Here is a 13801-nt window from a genome sequence, read left to right as displayed (position 1 = left end):
GGATATTCCCCATCGTCCGTTCGCAGGGCTGTAAGCTACCATAAAGCAGGTGATCCAACTTTGGCGGAACCAGCGCTCGGCATTATGACCATAGCGATTAACGATATGGAGGAGCGAAGCTACTTTCGCAAGCTGATCGTACAGGCGAACAAACTCGGTTTACGGGCGTTCGTATTCACTCCTCTCGACGTCAATGCGAAAACAAACCGCATTCACGCGCATCTATACGACACCGCCTCCGGCAAATGGACCCGGGGGTGGACCGCGTTTCCTGCGCTGATATACGACCGGTGCCGGTACAAGGAATCGGAGCTCTTCCGAGCGTTCCGCCGGTTCCGGGAAACGTACACGCGGCTTATTTATATGAATCGACCGATTTCGAACAAATGGGGCATGCATCAGTTTCTGGCGAAGTCCGCCAGCATTCGCCCCTTTTTGCCGTCCACCCGCGTATATACCGATCACGACGAGCTGCTGGAGCAGTTGCGGGTGCACCGGCGCGTCTACGTGAAGCCGATTAACGGAACGGGAGGCCGCGGCATCCTGCGGTTCGACATGCAGCGGAACGGGAAAGTGCTCGTGCAGGGCCGGGAAATGAACCGGCAAATCGTCGCTCCGAAGCTCGTATCCGCCAAGATGCTCCCGGCACTTCTTTCGAACCGGAGCTTGATCAACAAATATTTGATCCAGCAAGGCATCCGCAACAAGCTGCCGGACGGACGCGTGCACGATTACCGGCTGCTGGTTCAGAAGAACGGAAACGGGGAGTGGGAAGTGACGGGCTGTGCAGGCCGCATCGGTCCCCGAACAAGCATCACATCCAACCTGCACGGCGGCGGCCAGGCGCACCCGATGGCCGATCTGCTTCGGCGCCGGTTCTCGTCCGAAGACAAAATTGAGTCGATCCGCCAAGAAGTGTACCGTCTCGGCCTTGACGTCGCCCAAACGGTCGAGAATCATTTCGGCCGGCTGTGCGAGCTCGGCATCGACATCGCGATCGATCCGGACGGCCACCCCTGGCTGCTCGAGCTGAATCCGAAGCCGGCCCGCGAAGTGTTTTCCCGCATCGGGGAAAAAGAGACCTACGAGAAGGCGATATCCCGTCCGGTCGAGTACGCTCTGTGGCTGTATAAGCAGCACAAAAGCGGAACCGCCGAGACGAAGAAGAAAGGAAGGCGCACTTCCGTGCCGAGAAAGCGAAGAGAGCTGTCGGGACGCTAGAGCGCCGCAAGCCGGAAGAGGCATATCGCCTGCTTCCGGCTTGTCGTTTTTATCGGGGCTTGCCGGACGCCGGAGCCGCCTTCCCCAGTCCGTGCGTCAGCAGCTTGGCCGCATCGGGATACACATCCTTGCCGGTGGATTGTAGCACGACGGCAATGACTTTTTTGCCGTCCCTCGCAACGGACGAGACGAGACAATAGCCCGCCTGGTCGGTGAACCCGGTTTTGATGCCGTTCGCGCCTTTGAAATAGTTGGCGCTGTCCGGTTGAAGCAGTTGGTTCGTATTGGACAAGGACAGCTTCGCGGCTGCTCCGCCCGTGCCGTTTACCGCTACAGCCTCGTAGCCGGTTGCTTGTACCGCTTGGCGGAACCGTTCGTTTTCCATCGCCGCTTTGGCGATCAGCGCCAGATCGCGCGCCGTCGAATAATGGTCCGGGTCGTGCAGCCCGCTCGGATTCACGAAATGGGAATGGGTCGCTCCGGCCTTTTTCGCCCGCTTGTTCATCAGCTTGGCAAACTCCTCCTGCGCTTCGGCCGTGCTAAGGTTCGGGTTGCCCGCCGTCTTCCGGGCGATATGGACGGCGAGCGTCCGTGCGGCGTCGTTGCCCGAAGGCAGCAAAGCCGCCTCCACCAGATCGTAAAGCTTTAACCGCTGGCCCTGCCGCAGACCGGCCCGGCTCTCCTCCGGATCTTCCGGCCTCGCTTCCGCCCCGACGGTTACAAGCTCGTCCGGCTTGCCTATCTCCAGTGCGATAAGAGCGGTCAATATTTTCGTCGTGCTGGCCGGGTATGCCCGCTCCCTGTCGTTTTTGGCGAACAGGACCGTTCCCGTGGCCGCATCGATAACAAGCGCATGCGTGGCCTGAATATCTAGGCCCGCTCCGCCGAAGGAGCGGCTGACCCGGCTCCAGACGGTCGAGGCTATCGATTTTCCTGCCGGAGTGACGGCGGCGGCGAAGCAAAGGGCGATGCAGAGCGCTCCAATAACGAATCGTTTCATTCCGTTACGATCCTTTCCTGCGGTATCGGTTAGCCCATTGTAAGGGACAATGTTTAACCGTAAGGAAAGAAATCGTTAACTTTTTCTTAACGTTCCCTAAAGTTATCTCAAGCCGCAGCATGGAGACGATGCTCTTGTGTCGCACATCCTCCCGTTTTACAATAAAGGAATGATCGAGCGGAGCTTAACTGAAGAAGGAGCGATTAATACATGGAAGTTACGGCACAGGAAGTTGCCGAATGGATGGTGAAAGAGATTAAATTTAGAGGCATTTTATACCAGAGCGAAGCGATCGCCCACGTTCGCGCCCATTTTGGAGAAGCCTTTGTCTATGTAAACGAGAATGGAAATCCGTCCTTGTCCAAAGAAGTGAAGAAAGCGTTCCGGAAGCTGCATAACGGCAAAATCGCTTGGGACCGGGACGGCTTCTTCTGGGGATGGACTTGAGAATCGGGCGGATCGAACCGGAGCTGCTTGAGGTACGTCTATTTGGGGTAAATGGAAGTATGGGGCGTTTGGTCCGTACGGGTAAGGAGGAGAACAGATGAAGCTGAAAAGAAGCTTGACCCATGCGGCGCAGCGGACTAGACGCGGCGCGCTGCTCGCTTTTTGTGCGGGGGTTATGATCGTCACCGCTCCGGCCGCCGTCGGGCTATCGCCTGTCCGTGTGCAGGCGGAAGCGTACAGCCCGCTCGCGATCGTCTCGCAAACGATAGTCATCGACGGAAAATCGGCCGCGCTTCCGACCGCCAACGTTGACGGCGATACTTACATCGGATTGCGTTCGTTAAACGAGGGACTCGGCCTCACGACCGGATGGAACGCGGAGACGCGTACGGTTACCGCGAGCGGACGGGGACGAACTTTGACTGTGGAAGCGGACACCGGCACGTATTCGATGAACGGGCAACTGCTCCATGGACTGCCGGCCATCTTGCAGGACGGTTCCGTCTATATGCCGTTAAGATTTTTGCTGGAATTAATGGGCTACGGCATTTCCTATGATCCCGCATCGCGCGTGATCGGCATCGAGACGATCAAGGAGAACGCTCTTACGATTGAGACGGGTACGATCGCGGAAGAAGGGGACAAGCTGTCGCTGAAGGTCCACTACCCGCAACTCGCCGGGTATGCCGATGCGGACGTGCAGCGGAGGATAAACGCTTTTCTGAAAGAAGAGGCCGAAACCCACGCCAAATGGGGCAAAGGCGAGCTGGTCGGAGCGGCCGCCGCCAATGCGGAAGCCGAAGCCGAAGCAGGCGACAAGCGGCTGTCGATTCCGCCGGTTAGCTACGAAGGTACTTATACGATCACTTACAACGATAAAGATCGGCTCAGCCTTTACGTCGATTATTATATCTATACGGGCGGAGCTCACGGATTGACGATTCGGCAGCCTTACACGTTCGACTTATTGACGGGTAAGCAGCTGTCCCTGAAGGAAGTCTCGAAAGGCAAAGCCGACTATGTGGCGATCATCAACGACGTGATTCGCACGCACATCCGCGAACTGGATTTGCCGATGCTCACGCCGTTCGAGTCGATCGAGCCGGAGCGGGCGTTTTTTCTAAAAAACGACGCGGTCGTCATTTATTTTGAACAGTACGAGTACACGCCTTATGCGGCGGGAATGCCTGAGTTTGAAGTACCTTTTGATGCGTTTGGAAAGTAGGGAGAACATAGAACACCCGGACCTTGGAGGTTCGGGTGTTGTTTTGCAAGCAGAGCCGCTGTATCGGATTAGGGTAGGAACGTTTCCGTGAAGCTTTGGATGATCAGAAAGGGCAACGCACCGATCGAAACAAGCGCCATCATCATTCCAAACAATAAGGACTTTACTGCCTGAAGCGGTTTTAGTGCTTTCATAGAAGCTCATCTCCCGTTTTGGAATAATCACATTATAAAGCTTATGTAACCCCCGATCCTTAAAGTAACCTTAAGTGCACATTAATTTTGGTTCGCACAACCTGAGTCTCGGTGTATAACGGAAAAAAATGTCCTTATCTGAGCCATAATTGACGTTGGTACAAAAATAGCGGAAGAAATTGTACTTATTTCCGCCACTATGGTCGTTATACGGCGCTGAAAGCCGGATAAACCCCCAAATAAGGTCGATTTTTTCCGCTATTATTTGGAAAAGGGCTCAAACTAGCGAGATAACGTCGAAAATTTCCGCTAAATCTCGCCGCACGCCAATAAAATAACACCCGAACCCCTTGTAGAGGTCCGGGTGTTATTCTATGTACCGCTTCCCGAAAGCCCGGTGGTTAAGCCCGACTCTCGAACAGCTTAACCATCTCCAAAATAACCTGAGTCGCCTTCACCATGTTGTCTACGGAGACGTACTCGTACCGGCCGTGGTAGTTCTCGCCGCCGGTAAACAGGTTGGGCGTCGGCAGGCCCATGTAGGACAGCTGCGAGCCGTCCGTTCCGCCGCGGATCGGCCGGATGACCGGCTCGATGCCCAGGCTCTCCATCGCCTGCCGGGCGATATCGACGATTTCCATGACGGGCTCGATTTTCTCGCGCATGTTGTAGAATTGATCCTTGATTTCAAGCTGGATGCGCTCTTCCCCGTAGACCGCCCGGAGCTCCCGCACGATGCTTTCCAGTTCCGCCTTCCTTGCCGCAAACCGCTCGCGGTCGAAGTCCCGGATCAGGTAATGCAGCTTCGTTTCTTCAACGTCCCCTTTAATGGAAATCAGGTGAAAAAAGCCTTCGTATCCTTCCGTATGCTCGGGAGCTTCCTCGGCGGGCAGTCTCCGGTTAAGCTCCATCGCGATCTTTGCGGCATTGACCATTTTGCCTTTGGCCGTACCGGGATGAACGATTTTGCCCTTGCACGTAATGCGCGCGGCGGCCGCATTGAAGCTCTCGTATTGCAGCTCGCCGAGCGGCCCGCCGTCCATCGTATAAGCGTATTCCGCGCCGAAGGCGGATACATCGAAGCGATGGGGCCCTCTGCCGATCTCCTCGTCCGGCGTAAACGCGACACGGACTTTGCCGTGCTTGATTTCCGGATGCCGGATCAAATAAGCCATGGCGGTCATAATCTCGGTCATGCCGGCTTTGTCGTCGGCTCCGAGCAGCGTCGTGCCGTCCGTCGTGACGAGCGTATGGCCCGCATACCCGGCAAGCTCCGGGAAGTCGCGCGGGGACAGTACGATCGACAACGCTTCGTTCAGCACAATGTCGCCTCCGTCGTACCGATCGACGACCTGCGGCATGACGCCCGCTCCGGTAAAGTCGGTAGCCGTGTCAAGATGGGCAAGAAACCCGATCGTCGGCACGGGCTTGTCCGTATTGGCGGGCAAGGTAGCCATGACGTAGCCGTTCCCGTCCATCGTCACTTCCTCCATGCCGATCCCCTTCAGCTCCTCGACCAGCATCCGGGCCAGCGTCAATTGCCCGGGCGTGGATGGACACGTCGCACTTCCGTCATCGGACTGGGTGTCCACCTGCACGTAGGAAACAAATCTCGCTATGATCTCGTCTTTCACGTCGCTCAGCTCCTTCTACGACCATTGTACTTCAATGCGCGACGCTTGGGAAATCGAGTCCCACCGGCTTCGGCGTCCGCTGTCTGTCAAGGAACGAGAGCAAGCGAGTTACGGAAATATATCTTATCCATCACATCGGACGGAAGCTCCAGCGTCTGAAGAAACTGCTGCAGCTTGTTATCCCAAATATCTCTGCCGTACAGGACACGGTCCTGGAATTCGAGCAGAAATTCCTTCGTAAAAGACGCATCCCGGGTCAGCGCGTTCAGCCCCGAGCCGGCCGACAAATCGCAGTACAGATTGTCGCAGGCGCGCATCAGCTCCGTCACTTTGCCGCCCGGCACAATCGGCCCCGTCGGGTAGCTGTGCTGCGCATACAGATCGTCGCCGGATATATGCGCCCAGAAGCCGGGACCATGTCCGAGGAACACCGTATCCGGACATTGCCGGATCGCCCGCTCGAACGCTTCGATGCCTCCGCCGTACCAGTAGCCCGGAGCCGCGTAAGGTCCGCCTCCGCCATGCCCGTAATTGACTTCGACGATTACGGGCAGCCCTCTTGTGCCGCAATACCGGAAAACCGCAACCGCGTCCGGGTTGTCGTACATCATCCGCAGCATCACTTCGCCGTAGACGCGGACGCCGTACATTTCGATCGCCGCCTCCAGCTTGCCCAGCGCATGCGGCTTCCTCGGATCCGGCGCGTAGCCGAGCACGAATTTGTCCGGGTGCTTCTGCACGCAGGCCAGGCAATTGTCGAACGGAATCGGCCCGTCTCCGTTCCCCCATGTCATGCGGTGGTAGCCCGGCGAGTATTCGAACTCCGGCGTTTCCAGCGTAAGCAGCCAAGTCCGGTCGATATTGTGCATCCGCATGTTGTCCAATATCGCATCGCAGTTCATATTCAAATAGTTCGGATGATTGTGCGAATCGATGATCATATTCCCGCTCGCTCCTCTCGTTAATCCGCTACCACTTCGAAGATCCTGACGATTTCCCGCCGCCTGACGAGCCGCCGCCCCAGCCGGCGCTGCCGGAAGAACGCCCGCCGCCGCCCGAGGAGCCTCCTCCGCCCGTGTTGTTCCGGCGTCGCTCCTCTTCCATATGCCTCAAATAATCCTGCTCCATTTGGGCGATGATGCCCCGCCCCTCGGTAATGCGCCGGGCCGCCTCCTCGAACAGCCCCGTCGCGATGAGCCGTTCGACCTCGCCCTTCAGTCCGGCATAAGCCGCCGTATAGCCGGTCATATTGATCGTTTTGCCATACCGGTCGAATCGTATCGTGTAGTCAGCGTGCAGTTGGCTGTAAAGCCGCATGGACTCGGCCTTCTCCCTGGCAAGGCGTTCCACCAGAGAGGACAAGCTGTCCGCCAGCGCAACGAACGATTGCAACCTTTCCTCCAGCCGATACAAGTCGACAGTCCGGCTATGCACGCCGCCCTCGATAACCCGAATCGCCGTCTCGCCATCCGCGATCATCTTATCCGGAGAATCGATCCGGACTTGAAGCTGTTGGAAATCGGCGGCCGCTTGATGGAAACGGCGCTTGCCTTCGCCAAAACGATCGATCGCGGTACGAAGCGCATCTTCCAGACTTTCGCGGTAACCGAGACATTGCTCCCGAACATTCCGCGCCTCCGAGAGCACCCGGTTCGCCCGCTCGCTGCGGTCACGGGCAAGCCGGTACGACTGCACGCCCGGATCAAGCGCGCTTCGGACTTCCGCGAGCAGACGATCCAGCTCTTCGTTCGCCTGCTTGATCTGCGTCCGTCTTGCACTCTGTTCCCCGAGGTGAACGTCGGCAAACCGCTCCGCGAGCTTCGACTGCTCCGACTCGAACTTGGCTTCGAACTCCATTGCTTCGCCAAGAAAATGCTCCATATCGCGCACCACGTCGGCGGAATAATCCCGGTTCGCGATCATCTCCGCCACCACGTCGATCGCCTCTTGCAAGCCGGACTCGACCGCATCCGAGCACGACTTCGCCCCCGCTGCATCACCCGCCTCGATAAACGCCGCGAGCCCGGGCAGTTCCGATTCCGCCCTCCGGAGAATCCGGAACGGATCGGCGTCGCTGAGCAGCAGACGTTCGCGCTGCACCGTATGGCGCAGCTCTTCCTCGCGCGACCTAAGCCGCGGAATATATTCCGGGTAACGCTTTGCAAGCGTCCTCAGCAGCTCCACGGCAGCCTGAAGCTCATCGAACAGGCCCTGCGCCTTCTGTGCGAGAGCGTCGGCCTGCACGAAGTCGAACTCATCCAAATTATCGGCTTCCGCCAATGTCGTTCCCGCTTGCTCCAATTGCCGCTTCAGAACGGATAGAGGGTAGGACGTTTCCTTCCCCAGCGTTTCCACGGCAAGGCCCGCTTCGCCGGCTTTTTCCTTTACCCGTCCTACGGAATGTCTCGCTTCCGACGATAGCTTCTGCAGCTCCTCCAGCCGTGCGCGGGCTTGCCCGGCCCGTTCGGCATGCGCTTGAATGTCGTTGCGGACCGTTCTGGCGCCGCGTTCGTTTTTGCCTGCGGTCATGAGGGCGACTCGCTGCTGCTCCAGCCGTTCCTGCAGCTCCTGGGACTGCTTCTGCAACTCGAGCGCCTCCAGCTCCAGGGCAGCGACCCGCGTCTTCGTCTCCCCCTGCATGAAGCCCATCTCCAATTCCTTGAGCAGATCCGACACGATCAGACCGCTTATGGCGGACTCCGCTTCCGCAAGCACCCGTTTTCCCTCGCCAAGCAGCTTTCTCGCCCTTGCCATGCAAAGCAGCTGCCTGACCATTAGCAGCACGAGCAGCACAACAAGGATACCGATTGCAATGCCTGCCACCGTCTTGGCAGACATTCCCTTGCTCCCCGTTCCGGACGACGGGGCTGGCGAAGACAGATCATTGACATAGTTTCCGACGGCGATAACGCCTTCGGCCACTTTACCGCTGCCCGCGAGCGGTACGAAGGCTCGCTCGACGATGCCTTTCGCATTGCGTGCGGCGCTCGACGACACCCGGCTTTCCAGAGCCGCATTCTCGTACACGAGATGGACGAAGTTCGGCTCGACCGTCACAACCAGCATCAGCTGGTTCGGCTTCAGCTTCCAGCCGTCGTATGCGTCGTTCGCCAGCTGCTCCCCCGCCTTCTCGGTTAATCCTCTCGCGGTAAGCACATTCACTTCATAGCCGCGGTTTTTCATGCTATCCGCGATTTTCTTCGCATCCCCCGGCGTAAAAAGACCGATCGGATCGGTTACAATCCCGGTCTGCTTGGGCAATGCCGCCGCATAAGCCGTCAAATGGGCAAGCGTCACCGTCAGCAGCAGCATGAAAACAATTCCCAACGTTCTGACTTTACTCATCTCATTCCCCTTTCGTACGCTTTCCTGCCTAAATTATAACAAAGAAAGTTCTTCCAGTGATGTGCAAATCCTGCAGACGATCGAGACTTCGGGTCCGCCGAAATGGAAAATAGGCAGGTAATATCGGCCGTAACAAGCGCAAACGAAAACTATACTGGAAAACATGTATGTAATTCCGCTGCAATCGGGCGATTTCGGCAAAAGTTTAGAAAAAAGATGGAACTTTTCCAGTTAACAACGGGAGAATCGAGAAAAACGTCTCCTTTAACTGTACTTTTTCCATTTCGTGCGAAAAATTGAAAGGCGCCGCCGTTTCCCGGCGACGCCTCATCTAGTACAAGCTAGTGCACTCCCATGACGGCTTGGATGAACGCTTTCATGGCAGCCTTGTCGGTGGACGCCAGCCACGAGCGCAGATCGTCCGTTTGCCCCCGGAAATGCAAGTCCAGCTTCCCGTTCAATTCCTCGAAGTACGAGGCGGCCCCATCGGCTTCCGCTCGAAGCGACGCCACCAGCTGCCGCCAATCCCGGGTCGGCGGTCCGAACGAGCGCTCGGGATAAGCTTCGGCCATCTGCAGGGCGGATTCCGCCGACCGTTCCACATAGAGCAGCGCCGATATATAGTTGCCGATAAACCGGTGACTGCCGTCCGCTTTCAACGCCTTCTCGAACGGGATTAACGCCTCCGCATACTTCCCTTGCTTCATCAATGCGGTAGCGTAAATCGAAGTTTCGTAGGAGGAGAGAGGCTGCTCCGACAGCCGGGTGTACAGGGCGTACATGCCGTTAAATGCAGACCAGTCCCGTTTCTCGTAATAATAATGCATAAGCTGGCTTGCATAACCGGGACGAGGATACAGCTCGGCCAGCTTGGCCAAATAAGGGTGCGCCTCGTCCGCGAACGATCGGTCACCCGTTACCGCCGCTTTCGCAAACAGCAGCCGGCTCGTCATGCGCAAAGCGTGAATATCGCCCGGATCGTCCGCAAACGCTTTCCTATACGCCGCAAGGGCCTCTTCGAATCGCCCTTCCGCCGTCAACTTGTCGGCATCCGTCATCGTTCGCTGCCGCACGAAGAAAAACGGAAGATTGCCGATGGAATCGTCGTCCAGCCGGTAGCCGTTGCTTCTCGTAATGAGCTTGTCATTCCCGTCGTAAGCTTCGACGCTCCAGAAGAAACGGGTGCCGGGATCGGCAAAACCGAGTATCGTTGCCGGATCGATCGTTGACCACTCCCCGGCTTTCTCGTAAGAAAGCCCGAACTGCTGGTCGTACAGTTGCTCGACCGGAATGCGAAGACGGTTCTCCGTAACATGCGTACGCAGCGAAGTGCTGCCGGTACCCTGCCTGATCTCGATGCCGACGTTCACATTATAGTAGGCGGCGCCCTCTACTTTCCGCCATTGGAAGTCTATCGTCGGTCCGGTTACGGTCGTCTGGTTGACCGGTGACTGCTGCTCGATCAGAGGCTGCAGCGAGACCGGCAGCTCCACGTCGTTCCGGCCGTCCACATCGATCCAGTCATCCAAGCCAACGGGCCATGTCCAGCCGCTGATCTGGTCGAAATCGAGTCCCAAATAAAGCTGGTAGCTGCCCGGGACGACGCTGTCGAACGCAAAGCGCCCGTTCTCGTCCGTCACGGCTTGATAAGGATCGTTCTCGGAAACGCTCTGATTCACGATGCGTGCTTCCCGCAAATAAACGCCCGTTCGGGAAAGCGGAGTACCGTCGCTGCGCTTGACCGCTCCCGAAACCGAGGACGCCGAAGCCGCTTGCCGGTCCGCCTCCAGCACCAGCCGCTCCCGCAGCCGGATCGATTGCTCCAGACGAATCCGATCGCCTTGGGAGGACTGCCGCTTCTGCATTTCGTCCAGCTCGGCTTGCACGCGCTTAAGCGATTGTTGCAAATCGCCGCCGCGAACGATCAGCCGGGCTCTCAGCTCCGCGATTTTATCGTTCCATTGCGTCTCGCCGCCGCCGAGCCGCGATGTCAGCTCAGCAAGCATCGTTTCCGCCTTTTCCAGACGCCCGGCGTCCCCGGCAATTTCGGCCGCCCTCATAGCCAGCTCATGATGCATATTGGCGTACCGCTCCCCGGATAACCGTTTTGCCGCTTGCTCCAGGGCGGCGATCGCCCGTTCCGTCTCGCCTCCGAGCATATAGCAGTAAGCGAGATGCTTCGCGGCCCCGAGCCAATACCCGTCCACCGGGGCCCGGGCCACATAGCTTTCCAAGTACGGGATCTTCTCGGCGCTGCCGAACAGGTTCTCTTTCCCGTTATGATGCATTTGGGTGAAGCCCGGTCCTGCGTACAGATCGAAATCGGAGGCGCGCGGCTTGTCGGGCGTGTAATCGATCATGTAATCGCGAATAAGCCGCCATTTCTGCTTATCCGTAATCCATGAGCCGTCAATCGCCTCCCGGATCGCCTCCCGGCCCCTGAAGTCTTCGGCCGCGGCTTGCTTGCGCGTGAGGTACAGTTCCGACTGCGGGACGATGACGCCCGTCAGCAGCGGAACGAAAGCGCCGGCCGCAGCTATAGACAACACAAGGTGCTTAACCTTTAGTCTGATTTTCAGCATTCGCCACCGCCTTCTCGAAGTCATCCTTCCAATACGTATTGCCCCCTGCTTCGACAAGCTGACGGTTTCTCGGCACGGCGCTCTCTTGATCCGGGGTCGCGGCATGATGGATGGCGAGCATCGCAAGCAGAACGGTTACGGCCGCCCCGCTCGGTACGACGGGAATCTCGATGTCTTTGTTCCAAATCGCGCGAATGTGCTCGGCCCATGTACGAGGATGCGTGCGGGCGAGCACGCCGTCGGTTTTCGTAAACTGCAGGCTGCCGAGCTCTTCGTCCAATCGTTTTTTTACCGTTTCCTTAGGAGTCTCCACTGTAGTCCGCCCCCTCCTCCAAAATCCGCTTCAAGCGGGCTCTTCCTCTTGCGAGACGCGCCTTGACCGTGTTCTTGTTGCATCCGAGCTGCTCCGATATTTCCTCAATGTTCATTTCGTTAAAGTAGTACAGCGTGATCGCTTCCCGGTATGGATACGCAAGCTGCTGAATCGCGTCGGTCAGTCGTTCGCTGCGCAGCCCCTGCAGCAGCCGTTCCTCCGGACCGGGCTCCGAACCGTCTTCGAGAAGCTGCTCCATCCGGGGAAAGGCAAACAACCGCCTCCAATCCCAAGTCCGCTGCCGCATCCGGCACCGGTTGACGACGATTCGGGTCAGCCAGCTTCTCAGCTTAAGCGGGTTCTGCAGCTGCCCGATTTTGTAATACGCGGTCACGAACGTGTCCTGCACCGCTTCTTCCGCCGCATGACGGTCCTTGACGAGCAGAAAGGCCGTTCTGAGCAAATAATCGCCGTACTGCTCCATAAGCGCCTGCAGCGCCGCTTCGTCCTGCCGCTTCAATTGCCCGACGACGTCCAGTCCGCTCCCCCCTCTCCCCTAAACAAGATGCGGCTTCCCATAATCCGGTTGCAGGAATCGTGAAAAGTTACAAAAAAAATAATAAAACCTCCGGAAGCTGCTCCCGAAGGTTTCCTTCACATTATTTGCCCGGGCTCGCCGCACCGAGCGGCAGTTTGATTTCGAACACGGTCCGGCTCCGGTCGCTCTCGGCCCGTATCGACCCGCCGTGCAGCTCGATGATTTGCTTGGCAATCGCGAGGCCGAGACCGGAGCCGCCCGTATCCTCCGATCTGGACTTTTCCACGCGGTAAAACCGGTCGAAGATGTGCGGCAAGTCCTGCGGCGGAATCGGATAGCCGTAGTTGACCACCTCGGCGACGGCCTCTTTGTCGTGAATCCGGACGGTTACGTCGATATAGACGCCTTCCTTGCCGTAATTGACCGCGTTGGCCAGCAGGTTGTCCAATACCCGCGCCAGCTTGTCCCCGTCGGCTTGGATCATGACCTTGTGCTTCGGGAACGAAAGCCGGATCTCCATGCCGGCCTGCCGCATTTCGTACTGAAATTGGGCGGTCAGCTGCCCGATCATCTCGACCAGATCGAGGTCCGACTTCTTTAACGACAGACCGCCTCCGGTCAGGCGGGTATATTCGAACAGGTCGTCGATGAGCGCCTGCAGCCGTTTCGATTTCTCATAGGCGATATGGACGTAATGACGCAGCTCCACCTCGTCCCGGTAACGGTCTTGCTCGATCAGCCCGAGATAACCGGCAATGGAAGTGAGCGGCGTCCGCAAATCGTGGGATACGTTCGTGATCAGCTCGCTCTTCGTCCGCTCGGCGCGGCGTTCGTCTTCGATCGATGTTTTCAACTGCTCGGACATTTTGTTCAAATTGCTGGCCAGCTCGCCCATCTCATCGTTATACCGTACCGGGATGCGCTCGTCGAAATGCCCGTTCGCGATGCGCTGCACCGCTTTCGTGATGCGCACGAGGTACAGGATGCGCCTCCGGCTCAGCACGAAAATGTAGATGACGAAAAAGAAAATGCCCGCCACGACGATGACAACCGGCGCTCCGAACATGCTATCCAGCTCTCGGGCAATTTGGAACAAGATGCGGATATTCAGCTCGTTCAAGATGAATATGACGAAGAACACCCCGACCAGGCTTAAGGCCGAAAAGGCCAGGCTCATCACGAACAGAGCGATAATTTTCCAGCGGAGGCTGTAAAACAATTTACCGATCAAATTCTCTCGACCAACTCTCACGGGACCGACATGACTCATAGCCCATTATGCCACAACGTTTTTTAGAGTTC

General features: G+C 57.6%; 12 protein-coding genes. 3 read left to right on the top strand and 9 right to left on the bottom strand.

Translation table 11 applies throughout. From position 1 onward, the window contains the following. Window positions 1-60: 60 nt before the first annotated feature. The gene (locus tag FE783_RS21840; RefSeq protein ID WP_238403190.1) at window positions 61-1221 is read left to right on the top strand and encodes a YheC/YheD family endospore coat-associated protein; all 1161 of its coding nucleotides are present in this window, start codon (window positions 61-63) and stop codon (window positions 1219-1221) included. A gap of 49 nt (window positions 1222-1270) precedes the next feature. Here the strand turns inward: FE783_RS21840 and FE783_RS21835 are convergent, their stop codons facing one another. Continuing rightward, on the bottom strand, window positions 1271-2221 hold the full coding sequence (locus FE783_RS21835) for a D-alanyl-D-alanine carboxypeptidase family protein (protein WP_138881511.1): 951 nt from the start codon (window positions 2219-2221) through the stop codon (window positions 1271-1273). Between the two features lie 210 nt (window positions 2222-2431). Between FE783_RS21835 and FE783_RS21830 the strand changes: the two genes are divergently transcribed. Together FE783_RS21830 and FE783_RS21825 are read left to right on the top strand one after the other, a co-directional pair. Beyond that, complete coding sequence (locus FE783_RS21830) at window positions 2432-2668, top strand: DUF6953 family protein (protein WP_138881510.1); 237 nt, start codon at window positions 2432-2434, stop codon at window positions 2666-2668. 97 nt (window positions 2669-2765) lie between these two features. Continuing rightward, window positions 2766-3893, top strand: a complete 1128-nt coding sequence (locus FE783_RS21825; RefSeq protein ID WP_138881509.1) for a PdaC/SigV domain-containing protein — start codon at window positions 2766-2768, stop codon at window positions 3891-3893. Window positions 3894-3961: 68 nt separating this feature from the next. Here FE783_RS21825 and FE783_RS38695 read toward each other — a convergent pair whose 3' ends face one another. From FE783_RS38695 to FE783_RS21790, 8 genes are all read right to left on the bottom strand, one after another. Next, entirely contained in the window at window positions 3962-4087 is a 126-nt protein-coding gene (locus FE783_RS38695; RefSeq protein ID WP_274381456.1) for a hypothetical protein, read from the bottom strand. 401 nt (window positions 4088-4488) lie between these two features. After that, a complete protein-coding gene (gene pepT / locus FE783_RS21820; protein WP_138881508.1) occupies window positions 4489-5721 on the bottom strand; it encodes a peptidase T in 1233 nt (410 codons plus the stop codon). Between the two features lie 86 nt (window positions 5722-5807). After that, window positions 5808-6662 (bottom strand): amidohydrolase family protein, encoded by an 855-nt coding sequence (locus FE783_RS21815; protein ID WP_138881507.1) that lies wholly within the window; start codon window positions 6660-6662, stop codon window positions 5808-5810. A gap of 28 nt (window positions 6663-6690) precedes the next feature. After that, complete coding sequence (locus tag FE783_RS21810) at window positions 6691-9066, bottom strand: TPM domain-containing protein (RefSeq protein WP_138881506.1); 2376 nt, start codon at window positions 9064-9066, stop codon at window positions 6691-6693. Window positions 9067-9407: 341 nt separating this feature from the next. Then, window positions 9408-11648, bottom strand: coding sequence for a hypothetical protein (locus FE783_RS21805; protein ID WP_138881505.1), 2241 nt, complete (start codon window positions 11646-11648; stop codon window positions 9408-9410). Continuing rightward, window positions 11623-11961 carry a hypothetical protein gene (locus FE783_RS21800; protein WP_138881504.1) on the bottom strand — a complete coding sequence of 113 codons (339 nt, stop codon included), beginning with the start codon at window positions 11959-11961 and terminating at the stop codon, window positions 11623-11625. The genes FE783_RS21805 and FE783_RS21800 overlap by 26 nt, the downstream gene beginning before the upstream one ends. Further along, a complete protein-coding gene (locus FE783_RS21795) occupies window positions 11948-12481 on the bottom strand; it encodes a sigma-70 family RNA polymerase sigma factor (RefSeq protein ID WP_238403189.1) in 534 nt (177 codons plus the stop codon). The genes FE783_RS21800 and FE783_RS21795 overlap by 14 nt, the downstream gene beginning before the upstream one ends. A gap of 139 nt (window positions 12482-12620) precedes the next feature. Further along, on the bottom strand, window positions 12621-13751 hold the full coding sequence (locus FE783_RS21790) for a sensor histidine kinase (RefSeq protein WP_238403188.1): 1131 nt from the start codon (window positions 13749-13751) through the stop codon (window positions 12621-12623). Window positions 13752-13801: the final 50 nt, after the last annotated feature.

Origin of the sequence: Paenibacillus mesophilus (assembly GCF_005938385.1) — a bacterium.
Taxonomy (GTDB): Bacteria; Bacillota; Bacilli; order Paenibacillales; family NBRC-103111; genus Paenibacillus_AB; species Paenibacillus_AB mesophilus.
Note: the sequence above shows the minus strand (reverse complement) of the source record. Positions and strands in the feature narration are given on the sequence as shown.